General features: G+C 63.3%; 21 protein-coding genes and 1 pseudogene. 9 read left to right on the forward strand and 13 right to left on the reverse strand.

What is annotated here, in order from left to right; all coding sequences use genetic code 11:
* The first annotated feature begins 122 nt into the window (after positions 1-122).
* The gene (locus tag G7077_RS03685) at positions 123-2,783 is read left to right on the forward strand and encodes a M1 family metallopeptidase (protein ID WP_246167356.1); all 2,661 of its coding nucleotides are present in this window, start codon (positions 123-125) and stop codon (positions 2,781-2,783) included.
* 3 nt (positions 2,784-2,786) lie between these two features.
* On the opposite strand, the gene G7077_RS03690 is transcribed toward G7077_RS03685, so the two are convergent.
* On the reverse strand, positions 2,787-2,957 hold the full coding sequence (locus G7077_RS03690) for a hypothetical protein (RefSeq protein ID WP_166410541.1): 171 nt from the start codon (positions 2,955-2,957) through the stop codon (positions 2,787-2,789).
* 401 nt (positions 2,958-3,358) lie between these two features.
* On the opposite strand from G7077_RS03690, the gene rplJ reads away from it, so the two are divergent.
* The 5 genes from rplJ to G7077_RS03715 all read left to right on the forward strand — a co-directional run bounded on the left by rplJ (position 3,359) and on the right by G7077_RS03715 (position 6,520).
* A complete protein-coding gene (rplJ, locus tag G7077_RS03695; protein ID WP_166410542.1) occupies positions 3,359-3,874 on the forward strand; it encodes a 50S ribosomal protein L10 in 516 nt (171 codons plus the stop codon).
* Between the two features lie 57 nt (positions 3,875-3,931).
* Entirely contained in the window at positions 3,932-4,309 is a 378-nt protein-coding gene (gene rplL, locus G7077_RS03700; RefSeq protein WP_166410543.1) for a 50S ribosomal protein L7/L12, read from the forward strand.
* A gap of 137 nt (positions 4,310-4,446) precedes the next feature.
* Positions 4,447-5,421: an aspartyl/asparaginyl beta-hydroxylase domain-containing protein gene (locus G7077_RS03705; RefSeq protein ID WP_166410544.1), complete on the forward strand. Its 975-nt coding sequence runs from the start codon at positions 4,447-4,449 to the stop codon at positions 5,419-5,421.
* Positions 5,418-6,272 (forward strand): sulfotransferase family protein, encoded by an 855-nt coding sequence (locus G7077_RS03710; RefSeq protein WP_166410545.1) that lies wholly within the window; start codon positions 5,418-5,420, stop codon positions 6,270-6,272. Before G7077_RS03705 ends, G7077_RS03710 begins: the two co-directional genes overlap by 4 nt.
* Before the next feature lie 62 nt (positions 6,273-6,334).
* The gene (locus G7077_RS03715; protein WP_166410546.1) at positions 6,335-6,520 is read left to right on the forward strand and encodes a hypothetical protein; all 186 of its coding nucleotides are present in this window, start codon (positions 6,335-6,337) and stop codon (positions 6,518-6,520) included.
* A 3-nt stretch (positions 6,521-6,523) separates the two neighbouring features.
* On the opposite strand, the gene G7077_RS03720 is transcribed toward G7077_RS03715, so the two are convergent.
* From G7077_RS03720 to G7077_RS03735, 4 genes are all read right to left on the reverse strand, one after another.
* Positions 6,524-7,648 carry a BaiN/RdsA family NAD(P)/FAD-dependent oxidoreductase gene (locus tag G7077_RS03720; RefSeq protein WP_425505314.1) on the reverse strand — a complete coding sequence of 375 codons (1,125 nt, stop codon included), beginning with the start codon at positions 7,646-7,648 and terminating at the stop codon, positions 6,524-6,526.
* Between the two features lie 314 nt (positions 7,649-7,962).
* Positions 7,963-8,421, reverse strand: coding sequence for a cistern family PEP-CTERM protein (locus G7077_RS03725; protein WP_166410548.1), 459 nt, complete (start codon positions 8,419-8,421; stop codon positions 7,963-7,965).
* Between the two features lie 456 nt (positions 8,422-8,877).
* Entirely contained in the window at positions 8,878-9,396 is a 519-nt protein-coding gene (locus G7077_RS03730) for a carboxymuconolactone decarboxylase family protein (RefSeq protein ID WP_166410549.1), read from the reverse strand.
* Between the two features lie 173 nt (positions 9,397-9,569).
* On the reverse strand, positions 9,570-10,115 hold the full coding sequence (locus tag G7077_RS03735; RefSeq protein ID WP_166410550.1) for a peroxiredoxin: 546 nt from the start codon (positions 10,113-10,115) through the stop codon (positions 9,570-9,572).
* Positions 10,116-10,230: 115 nt separating this feature from the next.
* Here G7077_RS03735 and G7077_RS03740 point away from each other — a divergent pair, with 115 nt between their 5' ends.
* Positions 10,231-11,181 (forward strand): hydrogen peroxide-inducible genes activator, encoded by a 951-nt coding sequence (locus G7077_RS03740; protein ID WP_166412300.1) that lies wholly within the window; start codon positions 10,231-10,233, stop codon positions 11,179-11,181.
* On the opposite strand, the gene G7077_RS03745 is transcribed toward G7077_RS03740, so the two are convergent.
* Both G7077_RS03745 and katG read right to left on the reverse strand, forming a co-directional pair.
* The gene (locus G7077_RS03745; protein ID WP_166410551.1) at positions 11,132-11,419 is read right to left on the reverse strand and encodes a hypothetical protein; all 288 of its coding nucleotides are present in this window, start codon (positions 11,417-11,419) and stop codon (positions 11,132-11,134) included. The two genes, G7077_RS03740 and G7077_RS03745, sit on opposite strands and share 50 nt — an antisense overlap.
* A gap of 59 nt (positions 11,420-11,478) precedes the next feature.
* The gene (katG, locus tag G7077_RS03750) at positions 11,479-13,698 is read right to left on the reverse strand and encodes a catalase/peroxidase HPI (RefSeq protein WP_166410552.1); all 2,220 of its coding nucleotides are present in this window, start codon (positions 13,696-13,698) and stop codon (positions 11,479-11,481) included.
* Between the two features lie 406 nt (positions 13,699-14,104).
* On the opposite strand from katG, the gene G7077_RS03755 reads away from it, so the two are divergent.
* A complete protein-coding gene (locus G7077_RS03755) occupies positions 14,105-14,635 on the forward strand; it encodes a DUF4402 domain-containing protein (RefSeq protein WP_166410553.1) in 531 nt (176 codons plus the stop codon).
* Between the two features lie 58 nt (positions 14,636-14,693).
* On the opposite strand, the pseudogene pgsA reads toward G7077_RS03755, so the two are convergent.
* A pseudogene (gene pgsA / locus G7077_RS03760) lies at positions 14,694-15,259 on the reverse strand (CDP-diacylglycerol--glycerol-3-phosphate 3-phosphatidyltransferase).
* 117 nt (positions 15,260-15,376) lie between these two features.
* Here pgsA and G7077_RS03765 point away from each other — a divergent pair.
* Complete coding sequence (locus G7077_RS03765) at positions 15,377-16,711, forward strand: MFS transporter (RefSeq protein ID WP_166410554.1); 1,335 nt, start codon at positions 15,377-15,379, stop codon at positions 16,709-16,711.
* Here the strand turns inward: G7077_RS03765 and G7077_RS03770 are convergent.
* From G7077_RS03770 to G7077_RS03790, 5 genes are all read right to left on the reverse strand, one after another.
* The gene (locus tag G7077_RS03770) at positions 16,708-16,881 is read right to left on the reverse strand and encodes a hypothetical protein (RefSeq protein WP_166410555.1); all 174 of its coding nucleotides are present in this window, start codon (positions 16,879-16,881) and stop codon (positions 16,708-16,710) included. The genes G7077_RS03765 and G7077_RS03770 overlap by 4 nt on opposite strands.
* Before the next feature lie 103 nt (positions 16,882-16,984).
* Positions 16,985-18,640 (reverse strand): putative bifunctional diguanylate cyclase/phosphodiesterase, encoded by a 1,656-nt coding sequence (locus G7077_RS03775; RefSeq protein ID WP_206367687.1) that lies wholly within the window; start codon positions 18,638-18,640, stop codon positions 16,985-16,987.
* 80 nt (positions 18,641-18,720) lie between these two features.
* Positions 18,721-20,772, reverse strand: coding sequence for a glycoside hydrolase family 97 protein (locus G7077_RS03780; RefSeq protein WP_166410557.1), 2,052 nt, complete (start codon positions 20,770-20,772; stop codon positions 18,721-18,723).
* A 54-nt stretch (positions 20,773-20,826) separates the two neighbouring features.
* Positions 20,827-22,299: a tryptophan 7-halogenase gene (locus tag G7077_RS03785; RefSeq protein WP_166410558.1), complete on the reverse strand. Its 1,473-nt coding sequence runs from the start codon at positions 22,297-22,299 to the stop codon at positions 20,827-20,829.
* Positions 22,296-23,828 (reverse strand): tryptophan halogenase family protein, encoded by a 1,533-nt coding sequence (locus G7077_RS03790; RefSeq protein WP_166410559.1) that lies wholly within the window; start codon positions 23,826-23,828, stop codon positions 22,296-22,298. Before G7077_RS03790 ends, G7077_RS03785 begins: the two co-directional genes overlap by 4 nt.
* Between the last annotated feature and the right edge of the window lie 32 nt (positions 23,829-23,860).

The following is a 23,860-nucleotide window of genomic DNA, read 5'->3' on the forward strand; positions in this document are numbered from 1 at the left end:
GCTTCAAGGAGACCCCGGACGAGCGACCCTCGTCCGGGGTCTTTCTTTATGGTGCCTACCGTTCGTCGAAAAGCTTTTGGTTTCCGTTTCTTAGGGCGTAGCGAGAGGCAAGATCTCTCGGAGTGACCACCCTCATGAATGTTCGTCCGCTGCTTGCCCTGTCCGTTGCCGCCGCCGCTCTGCTCGCCGCACCTCAGCAATCCGCCGCAGCGCCCGACACGGTGGACGCCAGCCTTCCGACGCAATTGCCGCGCGAAGCGGTGCCGAGCCATTACGCAATCACCGTCACCCCGAACGCACCCAAGCTGACGTTCGACGCCAATGTGCTGATCGACCTTCAGGTGGTGAAACCGACCCGTAGCTTGACGCTCAACGCAGCCGACCTGTCATTCCGCAAGGTCAGCATCAGCGGCGCGGCACAGGCCACCGGCCGTGCCAAGACCAATGCCGATGCGCAGACCGCGACCTTCGACTTCGGGCGTACGCTTGCTCCCGGCAAGTACCGGCTGGCAGTCGATTATTCGGGCAAGATCAACACGCAGGCCAACGGACTGTTCGCGCTCGACTATAAGAACAAGGAGGGCAAGGACGCCCGGTCCTTGTTTACTCAGTTCGAGGCTCCGGACGCGCGGCGGTTCGTACCGAGCTGGGATGAACCGGATTACAAGGCGACGTTCGACCTCACCGCCCGTGTGCCCGCCGCCGAGACGGCGGTCAGCAACATGCCGGTAGCGACCAGCCGCACGATTGCCGGCGGGCTGAAGGAGTATCGCTTCCAGACCTCGCCGGTCATGTCATCCTACCTGCTGTTCTTCGCGCAGGGTGATTTCGAGCGGATCGCGAAGAAGGTCGGTGACCGCGAAGTCGGGATCGTCGTTTCCCGCGGCAACGGCGACAAGGCACGCTACGCGCTCGACGCGGAAGCGCAGTTGCTCCCCTATTTCGACGATTACTTCGGCGTGCCCTACCCGCTGCCCAAGCTCGACAATGTGGCCGGTCCGGGACAGTCGCAATTCTTCGGCGCGATGGAGAATTGGGGCGCCATCTTCACCTTCGAGAAGATCCTCCTGAACGACCCTGCGATCACTACCGAGCGCGACCGGCAGGCGATCTTTTCCGTCGAGGCGCACGAAATGGCGCACCAATGGTTCGGCAATCTCGTCACCATGGCCTGGTGGGACGACCTATGGTTGAACGAAGGGTTCGCGAGCTGGATGGCGACCCGCGCGACCCAGCATTTCCATCCTGACTGGGGCGCGGACGTCGATCGCGTCGCTTCCCGCGAAGAGGCGATGGCGCTGGACGCGATCAAGTCGACGCACCCGATCGTCCAGCAGATCCGGACCGTCGAGCAGGCCAATCAGGCGTTCGACAACATCACCTATGAAAAGGGCCAGTCCGTCATCACAATGCTGGAAGGGTTCGCCGGCGCTGACATCTGGCAGGCCGGCATCCAGGCCTATATGAAGCGGCACGCTTACCAGAACACGCGCACTGCCGACTTGTGGGCAGCAGTCGAAGGCGCCGGGGCCAAGGGGCTGACCCAGGTCGCCAACGACTTCACCAATCAGCCCGGTATCCCGTTGATCACGGTGGGACCGGCGCGCTGCGTCGGCGGGCGCACTGTGGCCACACTGACCCAGACTCAATTTGCCGGGGACGATCGCGCGCGGGTTAGTACCCCGCTGCGCTGGCACGTCCCCGTTCGGGCTAGTGCAGGAGGCAAGGTCGCGCAGATCATCACTGCGGGGCCGACCAACACGATCGAGGTGGAAGGCTGCGGACCCTTGCTGATCAATCCGGGACAGACCGGCTATTTCCGTACCTTGTACCAGCCTCAGCAAGCGGCGGCTCTGATTGGGCGGTTCGGAGCGCTCGGCCCGGTCGATCAGTTCGGCCTGATGACCGAGCAACTGGTACTTTCAAGCGCCGGTTACCAGCCGATGTCGGTCGGCCTGGATGCGATTGCCGCCGTACCGGCGACCGGCAACGCCAAGGTGGTCAACGAAGCGGTGAGCCGGTGGAATGACTTGTACGATGAGCTTGAGGGGCAGCCGGCCCTGCAGCAGGCGATCGCTAGCCGCATGGTTCGCACCTACGGCCCGCGGCTCCAGCAGCTTGGCTTCGCGCCTCGGGCGGGCGAGTCCCCGATCGAAACCCTGCTTCGGCCGACCTTGATCGGGAGGCTTGGCAAGTACGGCGACCCCGCCGTCAAAGCGGAAGGCAAAAGACTGTTCACGGCCTGGCAGTCGAACCCGGACGCTATTCCAGGCTCGCTGAAAGGCAGCTGGCTCGGCGTCGTCGCCGACAATGCCGACGCCGCGACATGGGATGCGCTTCATCGCAGTGCCCAACGGGCCAGTGGTGCGGTGGAGCGGTCGACATTGTACGAGTTGCTGGGGCGCGCCCGGAACGAAGCTCTGGCGCGCCGGGCACTGGAACTCGCCCTTACCGATGAACCGGGCAAGACGGTCAGCGCTTCGATCATCCGGTCCGTGGCAGCGGTTCACCCGAAGATGGCGATCGAGTTCGTTCTCGCGCACCTCGCGCAAGTTAACGAGCTCGTCGACATTTCGGGGCGGTCGCGGTTCATGCAGCGGCTCGTCGGGGACAGCAGCGACGCCAGCCTGATCCCAATCCTGGAAAGCTATGCCAACGCCAATCTTGCAGCAACCGATCGGGCGCCGATCAACCAGGCGATCGATACCATCAGATTGCTGTCTGCGCGGCAAAGCAGGATGCGCTCCGAGGTAGGCGCGTGGCTTGCCGGCCGTTCGTCTTAAGCGTCAATCGTCAGCGAGGCCCAGCATTGCGCAGTAATGGCGGCAGGCCCGCAGATGAGCGACCCGCTCGCGTTCGCTTCTGGCGTTCTCGGCCAGCAGCAACGCGCGCTTCAGGCGGTCCATCAGGTAGATGCGATAGCCGGAGTCGCCTCTTTCGGATCGAGCAGTCGGCATTACCAACCCCCACCAAGCCATCAGGAAAGTGCCTGAAGATCAGCTACTTACGCTATGTTAGCTGGGGCCGGACTGAATAATCGAGTCATCGCTCGTTCAACGACTCGCGGGCTGCCGTGTTGGCGCATCGGCTTGAACGGCCGGCAAAAATCTGTATAGGCGCGGTTCGCTCCCGGCTTGCCGGGCGCACCGTCCGAGACAGCTGCTGAGGGCTCCCCTCTTAATCCGCAGCCTAGACGGGGACAGGAATCATTCGGCGGACTTCAGGTCTGCCGTCGTGCGTTGCATGTGCAGCGCTTCGATCTCCAACCCCACGGACATACGTTCTCGTCGCGGCTTGCTGCGCCGAGTTTTTGAAGTCTCGGCCAAAGTACCACTTTGGCCGAAAACATGGAGTTGGCATGGATCGTTCGCAAAAAGCCGATCTGGTTGCCGAGCTGAAGAGCGTCTTCTCCGAGACCAGCGTGGTGGTTGTCACCCGCAATCTCGGGCTTTCGGTGGCCCAGTCTACCGACCTGCGCCTGAAGATGCGCGATGCCGGGGCCCAGTTCAAAGTTGCGAAGAACCGGCTTGCACTCATCGCGCTGGATGGCTCGCGCTATCAGCCGATCGGGGACCTTCTGAAGGGCCCGACCGCGCTGGCGACCTCCATCGATCCCGTGGCCGCCGCCAAGGTGGCCGTGGACTTCGCCAAGACGACCGACAAGTTCGAGATCGTCGGCGGCGCGATGGGCGACACCGTGCTCGACGTGAACGGGATCAAGGCGCTCGCCGAACTCCCGTCGCTCGACGAAATGCGTGGGACGCTGATCGGCCTTATCCAGGCCCCGGCGACCAAGATCGCGCGGACCGTCGCCGAGCCCGGTGCACAGCTTGCACGGATCTTCCAGGCTTATGCTTCCAAGGAAGCCGCATAAGCCCCTTCGTTTTCAACGCACGACAATTGGGCACGATTGCCCGCACAGGAGTAACAAATGGCTGACATCAATGCGCTGGTTGACCAGCTTTCCGAACTGACCGTCCTCGAGGCGGCCGAGCTCGCCAAGGCCCTCGAAGAGAAGTGGGGCGTTTCTGCTGCCGCCGCCGTTGCGGTTGCCGGTCCGGCTGCCGGCGGCGCTGCTGCCCCGGCTGCTGAAGAGAAGACCGAGTTCGACGTGATCCTCACCGGCGACGGTGGCAAGAAGATCAACGTCATCAAGGAAGTCCGCGCGATCACCGGCCTGGGCCTCGGCGAGGCCAAGGCGCTCGTCGAGTCGGCTCCGAAGCCGATCAAGGAAGGCGTCAACAAGGACGAAGCCGAGAAGATCAAGAAGCAGATCGAGGAAGCCGGCGGCACCATCGAACTCAAGTAAGCTTCGCTTACGCGAAAAGCTTCTTCGCTTTCTCAGCGACGAAACAGGAAGGGCGGCCTCGCGAGGGGCCGCCCTTTTCGTTTTCAGATGTTCCACTGACCCAGCACTGCTAAAGGACGATCGAGAGGTTTAACGAAGTGCGCGTCGCTCATCCATTGCTCAAGCTTCCGTTTAAATTCTGCGCGGAGACCCTGGCGCGCGAAGTTGCCGCTTTGCCCAAGGACGCCTGGGTTGAACATCCTTCCAAAATCGACGGCAATCTGGCCGTACGGCTCGTAAGTCCGGGAGGTGCGCATACAGACGACTGGGTCGGCGCCATGGCGCCAACGCCGTTCCTCCAGCAGACGCCTTATATTCGTCAGATCATGGAAGCGCTCGATGCGCCGTGGGGACGAAGCCGGCTCATGGGTCTCGAAGCTGGCGCGACCGTACCGCACCATGTCGACGTCCATTATTACTGGCGGACGCACCTGCGGATCCACGTTCCAATCGTCACCAACCCTGGGGTGGAATTCACCTGCGACGGCACGACGGTGCACATGGCCGCTGGGGAGTGCTGGCTGCTCGATTCCTTCTTTCCTCATTCGGTTGAGAACCGGGGCGAGGATTTGCGTATCCACCTGGTTCTCGACACGGTCGGCAGCAGCGCTCTTTGGGACCTGATCGACGCCGCGGCAACCGGCGCGAGCCAGCCGACGCTGGTGGCGCCGGGCGGCGCAGGTGCAAAGCCCTTGCTGTTTGAACAAGTCAACGCGCCCGAGGTGATGTCGCCGTGGGAGATCAAGTCCCACATCGCCTATATTTTCGACTGGATGGATGATGATCCGAAGCTCACCCCGGTTCAGCAAATCCTTGATCGTTTCGTGACCGGATGGGCTGGCGTTTGGGCTGTCTACGGTACCAACGACAGTGGCATCGTTGCCTATCTTCGGCTGATCAAGGAAGTGCGGGAGCAGCTTGCTCGGTCCGGCGGCAAGGAGCTGATGATGCGTAATGGCTGGCCCATGCTCGACTCGCTGCAACGTTACGTTCTTGGCAATGCAGTGCTGCCCGCGAAGGTGCAGCGGTTCGTGGCCGCCGCCCGCGCGGCGCAGCAGGCCGCGACCGCATGAGTTCGCCGTCGTACCGCGACTTGATCAAGGATCCGATCTTCGCCGTCAGCACTCCGCGGTCTGGCTCAACCCTATTGTTCGAGACGCTCGCAAAGGCACGGGGTCTGTTCACACCTGGTGGGGAAAGCCACAGCCGAATTGAAAAGGTCGCGAATTTCCATCCCGCGGCACGGAACTGGACGTCGAACCGACTGACACAGGACGACGCTACGAATAGCAACGTCGAGCAATTGGCGGAGCTATTCTATCGTGACCTGCGCGAAGCCGAGGGTGAACTTCCCGAGGGGGCTGTTCGGATGCTCGAGAAGACCCCGAAGAACTCGCTTCGGATCCCCTTCTTCTCGGCGGCATGGCCATCCGCAACCTTTGTCTACCTGTACCGTGATCCGCGGGCTACCTTGGCCAGCATGGCGGAAGCCTGGGCTACAGGACGGTTCACCACATATCCGCAGCTGCCAGGATGGACAGGACTTCCCTGGTCGCTGTTGCTGGTTCCAGGTTGGAGAGACCTGATCGGCAAGCCGCTAATGGAAGTTGTTGCCGCCCAATGGGCGCGGACCACCGAGATCATCCTCGACGATCTTGCCAACCAGTCGAATGTGGTCGCGATCGCTTACGACGATCTCATCGCCGATCCGAACGGATTGTTGAGCAGGCTGACCAGCAGGCTCGGTATCGATTGGGACGTCCGGCTTCCGGACGAACTGCCTTATTCGAAAATGACCTATTCGAAGCCGTCAGCTGAAAAATGGCGGCGGCTTGAAGACAAGATCTCCGCGGTGCTTCCGATCGTTGCGGCCGCCGATGAACGCGCCCGCCGCTTCTCCGATGAGGTCGGGTTAAGAGTTTAGGCGCATCCGGATCGGACGAAGTTGCAGGCGATCGGCAATCATCATGGGTTCAGCCATGGCGCATGCTTTCGCTCATCGTTGCTGCAACCCTGCTTCCTCAAAAGGTGACCGCCACGGCGACGATCCGGATTATGCAGCAGGCGCGTGCGAGCGAGGAAAGCTGGTGGTCGGCGCCCCAGCGCACCGAGCGGTCACTCCGCGACGAGGCCGGACGATTGGTCCGGCTCCGTCTGGTTGAGCATGAGTGAGCGCTAGAGCGCCTGCCCCGCCGCCCAGCCGCTCGCCCACGCCCACTGGAAGTTGTACCCGCCGAGCCAGCCGGTGACGTCCACCGCCTCGCCGATGGCGTACAGCCCGGGGACCGAGCGAGCTTCCATCGTTTGCGACGACAGGCCGGCAGTTGCGATGCCGCCGACGGTGACTTCGGCCTTGGCAAACCCCTCCGTGCCGGTTGGGCGAAAGCGCCAGTCGCCCAGCTGCGCCTCGGCATGCATCAGCTTGCGGTCGGGCAGGTTGGCAAGGTCGCCATCGATGCCAAGCCGGTCCACCAACGTCGTCGCCAGCCGTTCGGGAAGCATGGTGCCGAGAAAGCCGCGCAAGCGGGTGCGGGGCCGTTCGCGTTTCGCAGCCAGGAGCCATCCCGAAACGGCATTCGGGAGGAAGTCGACGCCCACCTCCTCGCCCGGTCGCCAGTAGGATGAGACCTGAAGTATCGCCGGGCCGGACAGGCCGCGATGGGTGAACAATGCCGCCTCGCGGAAGCTCGCCTTCCCTGCGTGGGCGACGACCTCGGTGGTGACGCCCGACAACTCGCGAAACAAAATTTGATCACCACCAAGCGTCAGCGGCACCAGCGCCGGCCGGGGTTCGACCACCTTGAGGCCGAACCGTCGGGCGAGATCATAGGCGAAGCCCGTTGCTCCAAGCTTCGGGATCGAGGGGCCGCCAGTGGCGATGACCAGTGCCGGTGCCTCATGGATCCGGTCGCCCGCTTTAACCCTAAAACGGCCGTCGGCGTGACTGATGTCACGTAGTGGCGCCTTTAGTTGCAAAGTCACGGCCCCTTTGTCGCACTCGGCGAGGAGCATGGCGACGATCTGGCGGGCACTGCCGTCGCAGAAGAGCTGACCAAGCGTCTTCTCATGCCAGGCGATGCCGTGCCGCTCGACCAGCGCGAGGAAGTCCGCGGCTGTATAGCGGCCCAGTGCCGATTTCATGAAGTGTGGGTTGGCGGAAAGATATTGCTGCGGGCCCGCGTTCACATTGGTGAAATTGCACCGGCCGCCGCCCGAGATCAGGATCTTCTTGCCGGGTGCGTCGGCATGGTCGAGCAACAGCACTTTGCGGCCCCGCTGCCCCGCCACCGCGGCGCACATCAGCCCCGCCCCGCCCGCACCGAGGATGATTGCATCGAAGCTTTGCGCAGGTCTGCTCACGCGGCCTGCCTAGCGGCTTCCCGGCCGAATGTCCGCCTGTCGCCGGTAAGTCTGGCTGGCCGAAATGGCGCGATAAAAAAAGGCTCCGGGCGCTAAGCCTCGGAGCCTTTGAAAGGTTATCGCCTCGAGCGGGGTCGGCAGAAGCGACGGTCGGGAAACGACACTGAAGCTAAAACGCCGAGCATTCGCTCCAGATCCAAAAGAAACGCCTGCGAATCAGTATGTTGGTTGTGAGCGCCGACGCGCTCAGCGGATCAGGCGGCGCGCAGCTGCAGGCGCTGACGGCGACGGCGCACCTGGAAGCCGACTGCGCCGAAGCCGACGATCAACATTGCCCAGACATCCGCTTCCGGAACCGGTGAAACCAATTTCGGCGTAAGATCGGCAAACTGCGTCAGGTTGCCCGTCGCCGAGCCGCCGTTCGACGAGGTGCTCTGATAGCGCGTGTGAAAGTCGCTGAAGGTCAGAGGAGCGGGAGCGGTATCGCCGCTGAAGGCAAGGATAAAACTTCCGCTCCAAGTGTCCTTCACAGGCACGCCGATATTGGACCCGCCCGAACAATTATTGTCATTCTTGCCCTTACCGCCCGTCAGGCAGAACAGCACTTGGTATCCGTTGGCGATGCTGCCGCTGGACACCTTGGAGTAAAGGCTGTCCTCCGAAGAGGCCGATATCAGCGGCGCGGGACTCGTGTTGAAGCCAAAGGCCGTCACCTTCGACGAGTCGTGGCCAACGCTGGTTCTTGATGGTGAAGTCGAACAGATAATCGCCGGTGCCGTTCACGCCGGTATAGGTCAACGTCAGATAGCTACCCAAACCGGAAACCGTATTGCTCCCCGATACGCCGTCGAAGGTGAAGCCCAGCGTGCTGCCGGTCCCATATTCGACGCCATTATACTTGATCTGCGCGGAAGCTGGTGACGCGAAAAAAGCACCGCAGGCAATCGCCATGGCGCCAAAGCTTTTCGTCAACGTCCGCATTTTCCCCACCCCAGAACAAGGCCTAACCAGCCGTGAAGGACTCATGATCTCATCGCCTGTAAATCAAAAATTAACGGTAGGCGAGTCCTGAAGACCGGGTCTTAGGGCGGTATTCAGCGGTATGGTCCCGGATTGGCACAGCCCGTTCGCAGCACGGCACAGTGGCCTGATTCCGCGCCCCTTGTGGATCAAAGCACCGCGTGGACGGTCGCGATGGCTTTCATCACCGCGCCGATGCGGGCCGCGGACTGGATGACGTCCGACTTGACGCCATGCTGCTGAAGCACACGCTCATGGCTGTCGATGCACATGCCGCAACCGTTCATCGCCGATACGGCGATCGAGAAAAGCTCGAAATCGTCCTTGTCGATGCCATGGCTGCCGATGAAGTTCATCCTGAGCTTGGCCGGCAGCGTCCCATATTCGGGGTTCGAGGCCAGGTGGACGAAACGGTAATAGACGTTGTTCATCGCCATCAGCGCCGCCGCACCGCGCGCGGCATTGGCATATTGGTCGCTCAGCTTACCTTCGATCTCCGACTCCGTGGCTGCCACCAGTGGACGATAGCCAGAGCCGTGAGCGCAGGCGAGCAACAGGCCGAGCTTGCGCTCGTCACCCAGAAGCTGGTCGCTGAGGATGGAGGAGATGTTGAGCCGGAGGTCCTTGGCGTAGTCCGGCAAAGTGTCGGCGAATTGCTTAAGCGACATTGGGGGGCAGCTCCGAAGGTCTTGGGGTAATCCCGAGGCAGAGGCCAGCGGGAACGCTGAAACCTCTGCCGCGGGAGGCGAGCAGCCAAGGGGGCGCGGCTGCCCGCTCACGGCACCGAGCAATCGGGCCGGAAGCTGCGGAACAGGGGGAACCGCAGCTACTCGTAAGGGTGTTAGGCCGCGACCGGCTTCAGGACATCCTGTCCTTCCGTCCAGTTGCACGGGCACAGCTCGTCCGTTTGCAGCGCGTCGAGCACCCGCAGCGTCTCCGCCGGGTTGCGGCCGACGTTGAGGCCGTTGACGGTGACGTGCTGGATCACGTTATCCGGATCGATGATGAAGGTGGCGCGATAGGCGACGCCTTCTTCCGGATGCAGGATGCCAAGCGCTTCCGCCAGCTTCTTCGAATTGTCCGCGATCCACGGGAAGTCGGCGGCGGCCAGGCGCTCGTCCGACTTGCGCCAAGCGAAGTGGACGTGGCTGGTGTCGGTGGACGCACCGATCAGCACGGCATCGCGATCCTCGAAGTCACCCTTTAGGTCGCCATAGCCGACGATCTCCGTCGGGCAGACGAAGGTGAAGTCCTTCGGCCAGTAGAAGAGGATCTTCCACTTGCCGTTGGTCTCCGCGAGGTTCAGCGTCTCGCCTTCCGGAAGCGCCGAAGTGCCCTGCTGGACGGGGACCGTAAGGCTGGGAAGCTTATCGCCAACGGTAAGCATGGATGTGTCTCCTGTTGTGGGTGAATCTCTATTGCAGTGCAGCATCTAGGGTGCTGGCATCAATCGTTCAACTGCTTTAAAGCGGTCTTACTGATTGGAAATTTCGATTAAGCAGATGAGCGTCCATCCGCCCACGATCAAGCAGTTGCAATATCTGGTGGCGCTTCGCCAGCACGGCCATTTCGGGCGTGCCGCGGATGCATGTTTCGTCACCCAATCCACCTTATCGGCAGGTCTCCGCGAATTGGAGACCCTGCTCGGCGTCACATTGGTAGAGCGCACGCGGCGAGTGGTTCGGTTCACCGCGCTGGGGGAGAAGATCGCCGACAAGGCGATTGCGGTGATCCGCGAGGCCGAGGAGCTGACCGAGCTCGCCCGCGCCGACGGCCAGCCGCTGCATGGCGAGCTGCGGATGGGCGTCATCCCGACGATTGCGCCCTTTCTGCTGCCAGCGATGCTTCCGAAACTTCGCAGCGAGTGGCCGAACCTCAAGCTCTACCTGCGAGAGGAGACCAGCCACGCAGCATGCGAGGCCCTGCACCGCGGCCGGCTCGACTGCGTCCTGCTCGCCCTCCCCTTCGGTTGCGGCGATGTCGACAGCGTGACCCTGTTCGACGATCGGTTGCTGGTCGCCTTTCCACGCGGCGAGGCGCCGGCCGCCAAGTCAGTCGAGGCCGGTGCCATCGACGAGAACCGCCTGCTCCTGCTTGAAGACGGGCATTGCCTGAAGGACCATGCCCTTTCGGCCTGCAACCGGCCGGAGATGCGGGCGCACGCGGCTATGATGGGGACGTCGCTGCACACATTGGTGCAGATGGTCGACAATGGTCTGGGCGTGACCTTCGTCCCGGCCATGGCGATCAGCGCCGGAATTCTCCAGGGCACCAACATCGAGGCGCGGCCGCTGAAGTCGGATCACGGATACCGCCGAATTGCGCTTATCTGGCGTCGGTCGTCGCCCCGTGAGGGAGAGTTCAACCTCTTGGCCTCAGCGCTCCGGCGGATCCTTCGCGAGATCAGTCCAGACCTAACAGCCACTGCGCCAGCGGAACGGGTCTCGGCTTAGCGAGGGGCATGCTGCGGTTGAGGTCGGAACGGTGCGCCATCACCCAGCGAAGACATTCGGACTGGCTGTCGAAGGCGGTGAAGTCCTGGGCGCTAGCCCGAAGCGTATCGGCATCGACCAGGAAGCGGGAGCCGCGACGGCACCCAGGCGCCCCACTCCAGTTGCGCTCGGGCGAAGTAACCGCGACCACCCAATAGGTGCGTGTCGGATCGAGCTGATCCACGTCCTTCCGGTGCATCGGCCTCTCCAAGCCGTTGTTGTGGGCCGCAGGCTGAACCTGCGGCCCACGTTCGTCAATCAGGCGATTCCCGCCTCGTCATTCTTGTAGCCGCTGGCAACGTCGAAGCGGTCGGCATCCATCACCTTGGTCCAGGCCTTGACGAAATCGCGGACGAACTTCTCCTCGTTGCCACGCTCGGCATAGACCTCTGCGGTGGCGCGAAGCTGGCTGTTCGACCCGAAGATGAGGTCGGTGCGGGTCGCGCGCCACTTCTCTTGGTTGCCGCCGCGGTCGTAACCGATGAACTCCTCGTCGCCGCTGGTGTCGACCACCTTCCAGAAGGTGTCATTGTCCAGCAGGTTGACGAAGAAGTCGTTGGTCAGCTGCCCCTTGCGGTTCGTGAACACGCCTTCCGGCGCATCCTTGTGATTGGCGCCGAGCACTCGAAGACCACCGAGCAGCACCGTCATTTCCGGCGCCGACAGGCCGAGCAATGAGGCCCGGTCCACCAAGAGTTCCTCCGTCTTCACGCTATGCTTGGTCTTCAGGTAGTTGCGGAAGCCGTCGGCAACGGGCTCCATGACCGCGAAGCTGTCGACGTCCGTCCATTCCTGAGCGGCGTCGCCGCGGCCGCCGGTGAACGGCACCTCGACGTCGAAGCCGGCATCGCGCGCCGCTTTCTCGACCGCTGCCGTGCCGGCCAGCACGATCGCGTCCGCCATCGATAGGCCGCCACGCAACTCGTCGATCTTGGCGAGGATGCCGGACAGTTCCTCGGGCTCGTTCACCGCCCAGCCACGCTGCGGCTCAAGCCGGATGCGCGCGCCATTGGCGCCGCCGCGATGGTCCGAGCGGCGGTAGGTGGATGCCGAAGCCCAGGCGGTCTTGACCAACTGGCCGACGGTGAAGCCCGCATCGAGGATCCTCGACTTGAAGGCGCTGACGTCGGCATCGGATGGAGTGGAGCCAGCCGGCACTGGGTCCTGCCAGATCAGGTCCTCGGCCGGCACTTCCGGGCCGAGGTAACGGACCTTGGGGCCCATGTCGCGGTGGGTCAGCTTGAACCAGGCACGGGCGAAGGCGTCCTTGAACGCTTCATGGTCGTTGCGGAACTTTTCGGAGATCGCCCGCAGTTCCGGGTCTTCGCGAAGCGCCATGTCCGCCGTTGTCATCATGGTCGGCACGCGCTTGTTGGGGTCGTGCGCTGCCGGCGCCATGTCCTCCTCGCGCTGGTTGATCGGCTGCCATTGCTTGGCGCCGGCCGGACTGGTCACCAGTTCGTACTCATAGTCGAGCAGCAGCCGGAAGTAATTCTCGGACCATTGCGTCGGCGTGTTCACCCAGGCGCCTTCGATGCCGCTGGTGATGGTATGCTCGCCGATACCGCTTTCGTAAGCGCTGGCCCAGCCGAGGCCCTGAAGCGAGATGTCCGCCCCTTCGGGCGACTCGCCGACCAGGCTGGCGTCGCCCGCGCCGTGCGCCTTGCCGAAGGTGTGGCCGCCGGCCGCGAGCGCTACCGTCTCCTCATGGTTCATTGCCATGCGCTCAAAGGTGATCTTGATGTCGCGGGCGGACTGAAGCGGGTCGGGCACGCCGCCCGGGCCTTCCGGATTGACGTAGATGAGGCCCATCTGGATGGCGGCGAGCGGATTTTCCAGCTCCAGTTCTTCCTCGGGAAGGATGCGGGTCTTGTTGTCCGCATGGCCGACGAACTGCTCTTCCGAGCCCCAGTAGATGTCCTTCTCAGGCTCGAACACGTCGGCGCGGCCGCCGCCGAAGCCGAACACCGGCCCACCCATGCTTTCGATGGCAACATTGCCAGCGAGGATGAACAGGTCGGCCCAGCTGATATGCTTGCCGTACTTCTGCTTAATCGGCCACAGCAGGCGCCGGGCCTTGTCCAGGTTGCCGTTGTCCGGCCAGCTGTTGAGCGGGGCAAAGCGCTGCTGCCCGCTATTGGCGCCGCCCCTTCCGTCGGCGGTGCGGTAAGTACCGGCCGCGTGCCAGGCCATGCGAATCATGAATGGGCCGTAGTGACCATAGTCCGCAGGCCACCAAGGCTTGCTGTCGGTCATCAAAGCGGTGAGATCGGCCTTCAGCGCGTGGTAGTCGAGCTTCTTGAACGCTTCGGCATAATCGAACTCGTCGCCCATTGGGTCGGGCGAGGTGCCGCCCTGGTGGAGGATGTCGACGGGAAGCTGGTCCGGCCACCAGTCGCGGTTGGTCCGCCCGAGCAGCCCCCGCACCGTCGTCGGCTTGTCGAATGGGCATCCCATTTCGCCGGTCTTCGCGTCCATGTCTCACCTCTCCTTATCGCATTGGATAGGCAGGCTAGGCCTGATCGGTGACAGATCGAAACGAGGAAAAGCGGTCAGTGAGACAGAAGCATTCGATTATAAGACGGGGCGAAGATCGCCTTTATTGGCATCGCTGAGCGCAGCAGCGAGGGTTTCCCGCACCTTCATCATTACCCGTTTGTGCACCACTGCTGAGTCGTCGGCTCGGAACCGGGTTTGGCCGCTAATATGGCTTTTTCATCATCACTGCGGACCCCTTGTCTCTTCCAATGCCATTGTCCAGCAGGCGCCCACGGCCCGGAACGACGTGGAAATGGTAAATTTCTCGGGAACCAAGCACGTTTAATGCTCCTTGAGGCGCGGCTGGCATTTAGGCCTCCTCGATTACTCGTGTGGGGAACCAACAATGCGTTATCTTCTCGGTACTGCGGCTGCTGCCGCACTTTTCGCAGTGGCCACGCCGGCCGCTGCTCAGACGGCGACGGTGACGTCGACCGCCGAAGCCACGGCTCGCGGCACGGTCCTGACCTCACAGTCTTTGACCAAGACGGAAGACCTGGACTTCGGCGTCGTCACCGTTGACCCGACCAGCTTGGGCGGCACCGTGAGCGTCAGCGCGTCGGCGGGCTCGGTCCAGAATGTCACGGGCGGCGTGTCGGCGCTTTCCGCGCTTGCCAAGTCAGCCCGTTTCGACGGCCTGGCGGCACCCGGCCAGAGCGTCTCGCTGACCCTCAATCCCCCGGCTTCCGGCACGCTTGTCGGCGCGGTCGGCGCGGTGGACATCGTGTCGATGGAAATGGACACCACGACCGGCTCGAAGACTGCCGGTTCTGATGGCAAGTTCACCGTCTATGTCGGCGGCGAATTCCAGATCGATCCTGATCAGGCCGCCGGTGTCTACAGCAACACGTTCGAACTGACCGCTGAGTATCAGTAAGCTTTTTCAGCAAACTGAAGCGGCACGGGGGCGGTTGCGCGAGCAGCCGCCCCTTTGTTTAATCCATGTGCCGTAGGCCGATCCGTAAATAGTCGTAGCCGGTGATCAGAGTCAGTGCAGCGGCTACCCACAGGCTTCCAAGCCCCACATCGTGCACCCATGGTTGGTCCGGAACGGAGCCACCCAGGATCAGCGCGCCCAGGGCCACCAGCTGGAAGGTGGTCTTCCACTTCGCAAGCGCACTCACGGGCACGGACACCTGCAGTCCGGCCAGGAATTCCCGCAGCCCCGAGACGATGATTTCGCGAAGCAGGATGATCAGCGCAGGCACGATGTGCAGCCCGTGGATCTCCGGCTCACCGCTCATCTTGCGCGTCGACACGAGCATCACGATGACGCCCGCGACCATGATCTTGTCGGCGATGGGATCGAGAAACTGACCCAAGCGCGAGATCCGCCCCTGGGCGCGCGCCAGGTAGCCGTCGAAATAGTCTGTGATCCCGACAACGCAGTAGAGAACGAAGGTGATCGCGTAATCCACGGGGTGGGCCGCCACAGCAGGAACACCAGGATCGGCACCGCGAAGATGCGCGACAGCGTGAGGAGGTTGGGCAAGGACAGCATGCTCGACCGCTTTGTCATCGAACGGGCCACTTGAGCAAGCCGGCGCGCTTGCCGAGCGAAATCAAGACGCTAGAGCGGTGAGATGATCCTTGTTTCCCGTCGCCTGCCCGTTCGTCGATGAACGACTCGCTTCATCTGGTCAGGACCCGCCGGTTCCTGCCGCTGTTCGTCACCCAGTTCCTCGGCGCCTTCAACGACAATCTGTTCCGCACCGCGATGGTGATGCTGGTCATTTACGGCATCTACCGGGACGAGGCACATGAAGCGACGTTCAGCGCCATTGCCGGCGGCCTGTTCATCGCCCCCTTCTTCCTGCTTTCCGCTTTGTCCGGCCAGCTCGCCGATGCACGCGACAAGGCGGCCATTATTCGGATTGTGAAGACGGCCGAGATCCTGATCATGATCGTCGGGGCGGCTGGCTTGCTGATGCACAGCCCGGCGCTGATGCTCACGGCCTTGTTCGCGATGGGCGTTCACTCGACGTTTTTCGGCCCAATCAAATATGCGATCCTGCCGCAGCATCTGCAGCCGGAGGAAGTGCTTGGCGGAACCGGCCTGGTGGAGGCCGGGACCTACATCGCGATCTTGGGCGGGACCATCCTGGGCGGTCTCCTGGTGCTGCAGCGGCCGGACGGGACCTATCATGCCGAATGGGCAGCGGTGGCCGTCATCGCCGTCGCGCTAATCGGCCGCGTCGCCGGATCGTTCGTGCCCGCCGCACCCTCCGTCGATGAGCCGGAAATCCCGGGCTTTCCCAAGCGCGGCATGGACTGGCACATCGTTCGTGCGTCGGTGACCCTCGTCAGGGCGACCATGCACATCCCCCGGCTGTTCCTGGCAATCATGGCGATCAGCTTCTTTTGGGCGATGGGCGCGGTGCTGGCGGCGCAGTTCCCACCGCTGGTCAAGAACGTGTTCAACGGGACGTCAGGAGTGGCAACGCTGTTCCTCGCCATCTTCTCGGTCGGCGTCGCGGTCGGATCGGTCGCGATCAATCGCCTTCTGAAGGGTGAAGTGTCCGCGCGCTACGCGCCGGCGGCGGTGCTTGCGATGGGCCTGTTCGTGCTCCTGCTCTACCTACTGTGCCGCAACTGGCCGGCGTCGGCGACCTTGGTGCCGGTGCGGGAGTTCGTGGAGAGCCCCCGCGGCGTGCTTGTCGTGGCCGACCTGTTTTTCGTGGCGGTGGCCGGCGGCATGTTCGTTGTTCCGCTTTACGCCTTTCTCACCACCACGGTCCCCAAGTCCGAAACAGCGCGAACCGTCGCCGCCAACAATATCGTGAATTCCGGTTTCATGGTCGCGGCCTCGGTGATCCAGGCGGTGGCGATCGGGTTCCTGAACGTAAGCGTCGCTCAGAGCTTGTTGATCGTGTCGCTGGCGAGCGTGGTGGCGGCCTGGCTCGGGTGGAAACTGCACTGTGCCTGCGAAGCTGCGGCCGCAAGCGCGTCCTAAGCGAGCATCAACGTCACGAACAGGAAGCCGGCCGCGAAGGTCGTCGCGAACAGGCGGACGTCGTTGCTGATCGTCGGTGAAGCATTGGCCGGCGCCGCATCAGCATGCAGGACGATCCGGCGGCCGAAGCGGCGCGGGTCGGGTGCAAGGGCGGGTCGGTAGGCGGTCACGCCAATTCCTTAACATGGTTTTTACCATGTGTAGAACCCGGACGAGCCGCGTGCGATCCGGCCGTCCCAAAGTGGGATCACCGGCATTCCGCAGCGAGGCTGTTTAGTTCGAAGCCGCCCGGCTGGACGGTCGTGGAGACATTTGGTGGGCCGATGCCCGCTCCCGCTGGGTTTGATTCACCAGCTGCAGCGCGCGCTCCGCCGGCATCGGTTTGCCGAAGTACCAGCCTTGGCCGATCTGACAGCCAAGCTCCAACACCACCGCATGGGTCGCCTCATTCTCGATCCCTTCGACGAGGACCGGGACCGACAAGGCGCCGGCGAGCGTCGTCACCGCGCGCACGATGGCGGTGCTTTCCTTGTTCGACTGGATGTTGGTGACAAATGCCCGGTCGACCTTGATAAGGTCGAAGGGCAGCGAGCGAAGGTGCGACAAGGAGGAGAAGCCCGTCCCGAAGTCGTCGAGCGCGAGCCTGATCCCTTGGTTTTTCAGGCTGGTCACAATGGTTCGCGCAAGATCGATGTCGGCGAAGAGCGAGCTTTCGGTGATTTCGACGACCAGCCGCTCCGCCGGGAACCCTGTCTCGGTCAGCATCCGGACGATCCGCTGAGCAAGCCAACTGTCGGCGAGCTGAAGCGGCGAGATGTTGACCGAAATCTTGATGGACGGATCCCAGTCGGCGGACTGGGCAAGTGCCTGGCGGATGACCTGCTCGGACAGGATGTCGATCAGTCCGATCTCTTCAGCGACGGGAATGAAGCGGTCGGGCTCCACGATGCCACTCAGCGGATGATCCCAACGCGCCAGGACCTCGAAGCCGATCAGCTTGCCTGTCTCGAGGTCCACCTGCGGCTCGAAATAAGGCACGAATTGGCCGTGATCGAGGCCAAACCTGATACCCTGCTCGATTTCGTCCTGGATCAGGAGCGCGCGCTCCATCCCAGCGTCAAACCAGACCGGTCGCGCCACCCGTCCGCTCTTAGCCCGATCCATGGCGATGTCAGCGCGGCGGAGCAGGTCGGGGATGCCGGCGTCGCTGGGCTCGGCCGAGGCTAGGCCTGCGAAGGCTCCCACCTGCATCATCCGTTCGCCCAGGGTAAATGGGCGGGTCACTGCCCGAAGAAGCGCGTCCGCAACCCATTCGGCGTCCGTCACATCCTCTTCCGCGAAGGTCATCGCCACCGCGAACTCATCACCGCTCATGCGGGCGACAATGGCGCCCTCCCCCGCTGCCTGTTGCATGGCGGAGGCGACCAGTTTCAGCAGCTCGTCTCCCGCTTCATAGCCATGGCGGTCGTTGATCGCCTTGAAGCGGTTGATCTGAAGCGAGATGATGACGAGGTGCTGGCCGCCGAGCGCTGCCCTTTCCCGAAGTTCCTGGCCACGATCCGCAAAGCCTTTGCGGTTGTTCAGGCCCGTGGACGCGTCGGTGGAGGCCATGATCGCCGCCCGCCGTTCTCCGTCCGCCCGCAACTCGGCCTCATGCTGAAGGTCGACGTAGCGGCGCCATCCGAACAGGATCAGCGCGACGTTGAGGGTCAGGGCCGTGCTTGCGATCTGAATTTCGCGGCTGAATTGCTGCCCCGCGATCTTGATTTCGGAGAAGAAGGTGCTGCCGTTCCAGATCAGCAGCATGACGGCCGCGATGAGGACCGTGAGCACGATCGCGTCTCGCCGCGCATTCTGCGTCGCCGGCTGAGCCTTGCTGGCGGGGGATGCATGGCCTTGATCAGTGAACACGAACGGCGTGGTAGGCACGAAGACTTAAGATTTCGTCCACAACGGAGTTGGGTCGGAACGCCGCCGTGGTTAGCAAAAATGCAGGTCCTGAGCCGGAACTAGCGAAGGAGCTTGAAGCGAATTGCGGCTCCGCCACCCGGTGCCAGGTGGACGCTTAGCGTGTCGGCCGCGGTGACCTGCTTGCGCTCGATGAGCAGGTCTTGCGGATTGGTGCGAAAATCGGCGTTCGGCCCGTCGCGGTAGATCTGCGCTTCATAGGTGCGCCCCGGCTCCAGGAAGGTCAGCGGCTGCGCCACATCGCGGCCGTTTTCGTCCGTGATGGCGCCGAGATACCAATCCTCGCCACCGCGCTGCCGCCGCGCGACGACGACGAAGTCGCCGATTTCGCCCTGCAACGTTCGGGAGATGTCCCAGTCAGTCGGCACGTCGCGGATGAACTGAAAGGCGCGCGGGTTCGCCTCGTAATTCTCCGGGAGATCGGCGGCCATGTGCACCGGGCTGTAGACCACCACATATTCCGCCAACTGCGTCGCTAGGGTCGACTGCACCCGCTCTTCCAGCTTCTCCTTGCCGAAGGTCAGGTCGAAGATGCCGGGCGTGAAGTCCATCGGCCCGCCGAGCAGCCGAGTGAACGGCAGGATTGTCATATGCTCGGGCGGGTTGGTGGGACGTCCCCAGGCATTGAACTCCTGCCCTCGCGCGCCTTCGCGGCTCAGCATGTTGGGATATGTGCGGCGCAGACCGGTGTCTTTGACCGGCTCATGCGCGTCAATGGCGATACGATGCCGCGCCGCGACCTGAGCAACCTTCAGATGATGGCGAACCATATATTGACCGGCGAACCACTGCTTGCCGCCCGCCGCATCGACGATGTCTCCGCTGTGGCGAACATAGCCGGTCTTGACCACGGAGACGCCGTTCCGCTCGTACAGAGCCATCGCCTGTTCCAGCTGACGCTCATAATTTTCGACGCCGCCGCCCGTCTCGTTATGGCCGATGATGCGGACGCCCCTTGAGCGTGCATAAGCGGACAGCGCCGGCAGGTCGAAGTCAGGATAGCTGCGCGTGAAGCTGAATTTGTCGCCATTGGCGATCCAATCGCCGTCCCACCCTTCATTCCAGCCTTCGACGAGCACGCCGTCAAATCCATATTTGGCGGCGAAGTCGATGTAGCGGCGCACATTGGCGTTGTTGGCTCCGTGGGTCGGGCCGCTCCCCCATGTCGACTTCTGGAGATGCATCTCCCACCAAATGCCGACATATTTGCCGGGCTTCACCCAGGATACGTCGCCGAGCTTGTTGGGCTCGTTGAGGTTCAGCTCGATCCTGCTGTCCGCAAGCGCCGCCGCAGTGTCTCCAATCAGAATTGTCCGCCAAGGCGTCGCAAACGGTCCTGTTTTCTTCGCCAGCACGCCATCGGGCCACGGCATCAGCCGTGCCGTCAGCGCCCCCGCACCGTCGCCGGCGAGGAGCATGCTCGGAAAATCCACCAGGCCCGCCTCGTGAAAGGACAGATGCAGCCCGTCAGACCGGCGCAGAGTCAGCGGCGTTTCGGCCAGCGTTATTCGACGCGCATCGGTCTGGGTGTAGAGATACTCGTCCCGCTCCTGACCTAGTCCATCGTACCACCAGGCTTGGTACTCGCCGACCGGGTGAAAGCTGGTGCTATCGCCGGTGACCTGGACGGCCCGGCCGGCCTGGATGCCGTCATAGAGGTAGCGGAAGCCGAGCCCGTCGTCGAAGATGCGGAAGACGACGGTCGGATTCCGGTTGAGTGCAGTGTCGCCGCTCAGCGTCAGCGCCAGTTCGTTGTGGCGATCGCGGATCACCCGCTCCTCACCCCACGGCTGCTCCCAGCTATTATCGACCGAGTGGCGGCGTACTGCGGTGATGGCGGCGAACCGCGGCGCGGCTTCGCCGGCAAAGGACAGGCCAAGTGCGGAGGGCGCGATCACCGGCCGCCCTCCCCGGGCGACCGTGTAGAGGGCCCTGCCCTGATCGACGGTCACGCACACTTCGATCGTTCGGCTTGGCGACTGCGCGCATTCGCGCGTCGCGGCGGCGCCGGCCGACGGCACGAGTGCAAGCGCGGCGCCCCCTAGCGCCCAACGTACCGCCTTCAAACGAGCCGGCGTAAAGATTGACGACATCAGTGCACTTCCTCGCCTAGACGCGACCCGGTCGCGGAGTTGAATTGGAGATGGTCAGGACGAGGCATGCGCCAGCCGCTGCAAGTGCGCGCCATGATCCATCTGCTGAAGGACCTTGGCGCGGATGAATTCGACCATGCCGCCGATCTCGGCCTGCAGCGTCTCCACCGGCACATGGTCCACGCTGGGTGGCCAGCTTTCCGGCAGGACCCGAAGGCCGATGAACAGGGCGCGCCAGCTGTCGTGCGAAAAGCTTTCATGCTCGAGCGGCGCCACCTCGCCGCGCGCCATGAAGGTCGCAATACGATGCTCCAGATCGGGTGAAACCGAGCGCGACCGCGCGCGACTCCACAAGCTGCCCTTGTTGGAACTCAGCTTGTAGTAAGCGTCCTGAAAATCGCGGATACGCGCGACACTTTCCGACATCACCCGATTGAATTCGTCCTGCTCGGCATGGTGGTCGGCGGAAACCGGAAATAGATTCAGCAAGTGGACGATGCCCAGCTGCGCCAAGTGAAGGCCGGCGCCGTGGAGCGGATCCAACGAGGCGGCGGCAGCACCGATGGCGACCACGTTTCCGGCCCAGTGAGGGCCGGTGGTTCGCTGGATGAGCGGCGTGATCGAGATTTCACGGAGATCGAACTGTGCTGCGTTTGACGCGGCACGGACCGCATGCTCGTCGCTTTCGCACTCGCTGCTGAAGGCATGCGCGACATGCGTTCCGGTTTGAGTCGGCAGCAGCAGCGTCCACCCACCGCTGCTCGGCACCACGCTGGCGAACGGCGGAAGCCGCTTCAGCCGAGGCGCATGGCTGGTGAGCAGCCGGTCCACAAGGCCGGCCTCAGGCTCCTCCGCGCGCGAGGGGCCTATCAGCAAGGCATCCGTACCCGTCGCATCTACGTATAGATCGGCCCCAAGCCGAGCACCGCCCGGCAGGCACACCGCCTTGACGTTCCCGTGCTGAGTGCGCTCGACATCCAAGTCGGCGGCATTGTGGCCGATTACGCCGAGCGCCAGCGCGTGACGTTTGACCAGGGCCGCGTAGAGGTGGGCGGGCAATTGATACGCGAAATCGGTGCGGCCGAACCGGGCGGTCTCCGAATCCGGCCGCATCAGCCGGCAGGTGCGCGCGGCGACGGCACTCAAGGAGAAATCCTGAAATGGCAGGCGAAGACCGAAGCGGCTCGCCCGAAGCCAGCACGGAAGAAAGTCCTGCCCGGCAATCGCATGTCCGTACGACGCCCAGGCGTGGAAGAAGCCGTCGCCTGACTGGCCAAATTGCCAGCCAAGGGAGAAACTGCCTCCCGTGGCGGCTATAAGTTCGCGCTCGTCGATCCCGATGCGGCGATGCAGCGCTTCGATCGGCGGGAGCGTGGGCACCACCGCCCAAGCCGGCAACTTGCTGGGCAGCTGCACGGCGTCGACCGAAACGTCCGACATCGCGAGCGCTCTCCGGATGGCGGCGGCGGCAAGCCACAGCTCCGCATCCCGGCCGACCACCACCACGTTGCGCGGCGGCGCGTTCATGCGACCTCCTGCCGGTAAGGCTCGGCGCAATAGCGTGCCACGAACGTGCCGTGATCGGCGTGGCTTGAAACACATCGGTCGAGCCGGGCCTCGAGGTCGCGCAATCGCTGCTCCAGCTGCCTGGGACCCATCGCGTCGGCGCAGCGGTCATAGCGTTCCGCGACAATCCCCTGACCCGCCAGGACCGCCAGCCAACTGTCCTTGGAAAAGAGGCCGAGTTCGTAGTCTGGCGTCGTGCCGCGCGAGCGAAACAGGTCTATCTTGTGCCGCAGCGTATCCGGCAGCGGCATGGCGCGGAGATAGTCCCACAGCGGCTCTCCGACACGGTCATTGGCGACGTAGTGAAGCACCAGGAAATCGCGAACGCGATCGTAGTGCATGCCGAACAGCCGATTATATTCTGCCGCAAGCCGCGGGTCGGCCGTGCTTCCACGACGCGGGAAGAGCTTCAGCAGGTCCATGATGGCGGCCTGGATGAGGTATATGCTGGTGGACTCCAGCGGCTCCAGGAAGCCGCTCGACAGGCCGATCGCCACGCAATTGTTTTTCCAGGCGAGGGCCCGGCGGCCGGCTGCAAATCGAAGCAGCTTGGGATCGGCATCCGTCTCCCCGTCGAGTTGCTCCAATAGCGCTTCGGCAGCCCTGTCGGGCGGCAGGAAGCTGCTGGCAAAGACATAGCCGTTGCCGGTGCGATGCTGCAGCGGAATTCGCCAGATCCAGCCGCCTGCTTTGGCCGTCGAGCGCGTGTACGGGGTCAGCTCGCCGCCGCTGGCGCAGGGCACCGCAAGCGCGGAATCGCACGGCAGCCAATGTGCCCAATCCTCCCAAGCGATGCCCAGCGTCTGGTCGAGGAGCATGGACCGGAAACCGGAGCAGTCGATGAACAAATCCGCTTCCAGCTCGATGCCCGATTCGAGCCGGACGGCAGCAATGTCGCCGCTGCCCCCGTTACGGTGAACTCCCGTGATGCGACCTTCCACGCGCTCGACGCCGCGGTCGACGCACCACCGCCGTAGGTAGGCGGCGTAGCGGCCCGCATCGAAATGATAGGCGTAGGAGAAGGTCGAACCGATGTTCCCGTGCTCGCCTGCGGGAAAGCCGAACCGATCTTCCCGTGCCAGACGCACGGCGAGGGAGTAATCCTGGAGTGGACGGACCGCGACGTCGCAATGTTGCGCACGTAGCCAATGATGCTGAAAATCGACCCCGGCCCAAGGCTCACCGAAGGCGCCGAATGGATGGATGTAGCTGTGACCCGTCCGTAGCCAGTCCCCGAACTCGATGCCGAGCTTAAAGGTGGCGCCGGTCTCGGCCATGAACTCGGCCTCGTCGAGCCCCAGCATGTCGTTGAAGAGCTTGATGTGCGGAAGCGTCGCCTCACCCACCCCCACAGTGCCGATCTGTTCGGATTCAACCAGCCGGATCGCATAATCCTGCTCCGGGAGGATCCGGCGAAGACCGGCCGCCGCCATCCAACCAGCGGTGCCGCCACCGACGATAAGGACGTTGAAGATGGGGGCGGAGCTCATCGCCATGTGCCTTTGCAGCGGGGAGGATGCCG

It is taken from the genome of Sphingomonas piscis (genome assembly GCF_011300455.1).
Lineage (GTDB): Bacteria > Pseudomonadota > Alphaproteobacteria > Sphingomonadales > Sphingomonadaceae > Sphingomicrobium > Sphingomicrobium piscis.

Bases quoted from the DNA above. Each gene is read 5' to 3' on its own strand.
- G7077_RS03690 (WP_166410541.1), bottom strand. From the start codon at position 2,957: ATGCCGACTGCTCGATCCGAAAGAGGCGACTCCGGCTATCGCATCTAC.
- rplJ (WP_166410542.1), top strand. From the start codon at position 3,359: ATGGATCGTTCGCAAAAAGCCGATCTGGTTGCCGAGCTGAAGAGCGTC.
- rplL (WP_166410543.1), top strand. From the start codon at position 3,932: ATGGCTGACATCAATGCGCTGGTTGACCAGCTTTCCGAACTGACCGTC.
- G7077_RS03710 (WP_166410545.1), top strand. From the start codon at position 5,418: ATGAGTTCGCCGTCGTACCGCGACTTGATCAAGGATCCGATCTTCGCC.
- G7077_RS03715 (WP_166410546.1), top strand. From the start codon at position 6,335: ATGCTTTCGCTCATCGTTGCTGCAACCCTGCTTCCTCAAAAGGTGACC.
- G7077_RS03720 (WP_425505314.1), bottom strand. From the start codon at position 7,648: ATGTGCGCCGCGGTGGCGGGGCAGCGGGGCCGCAAAGTGCTGTTGCTC.
- G7077_RS03730 (WP_166410549.1), bottom strand. From the start codon at position 9,396: ATGTCGCTTAAGCAATTCGCCGACACTTTGCCGGACTACGCCAAGGAC.
- G7077_RS03735 (WP_166410550.1), bottom strand. From the start codon at position 10,115: ATGCTTACCGTTGGCGATAAGCTTCCCAGCCTTACGGTCCCCGTCCAG.
- G7077_RS03740 (WP_166412300.1), top strand. From the start codon at position 10,231: ATGAGCGTCCATCCGCCCACGATCAAGCAGTTGCAATATCTGGTGGCG.
- G7077_RS03745 (WP_166410551.1), bottom strand. From the start codon at position 11,419: ATGCACCGGAAGGACGTGGATCAGCTCGATCCGACACGCACCTATTGG.
- katG (WP_166410552.1), bottom strand. From the start codon at position 13,698: ATGGACGCGAAGACCGGCGAAATGGGATGCCCATTCGACAAGCCGACG.
- G7077_RS03755 (WP_166410553.1), top strand. From the start codon at position 14,105: ATGCGTTATCTTCTCGGTACTGCGGCTGCTGCCGCACTTTTCGCAGTG.
- G7077_RS03765 (WP_166410554.1), top strand. From the start codon at position 15,377: ATGAACGACTCGCTTCATCTGGTCAGGACCCGCCGGTTCCTGCCGCTG.
- G7077_RS03780 (WP_166410557.1), bottom strand. From the start codon at position 20,772: ATGTCGTCAATCTTTACGCCGGCTCGTTTGAAGGCGGTACGTTGGGCG.
- G7077_RS03785 (WP_166410558.1), bottom strand. From the start codon at position 22,299: ATGAACGCGCCGCCGCGCAACGTGGTGGTGGTCGGCCGGGATGCGGAG.
- G7077_RS03790 (WP_166410559.1), bottom strand. From the start codon at position 23,828: ATGAGCTCCGCCCCCATCTTCAACGTCCTTATCGTCGGTGGCGGCACC.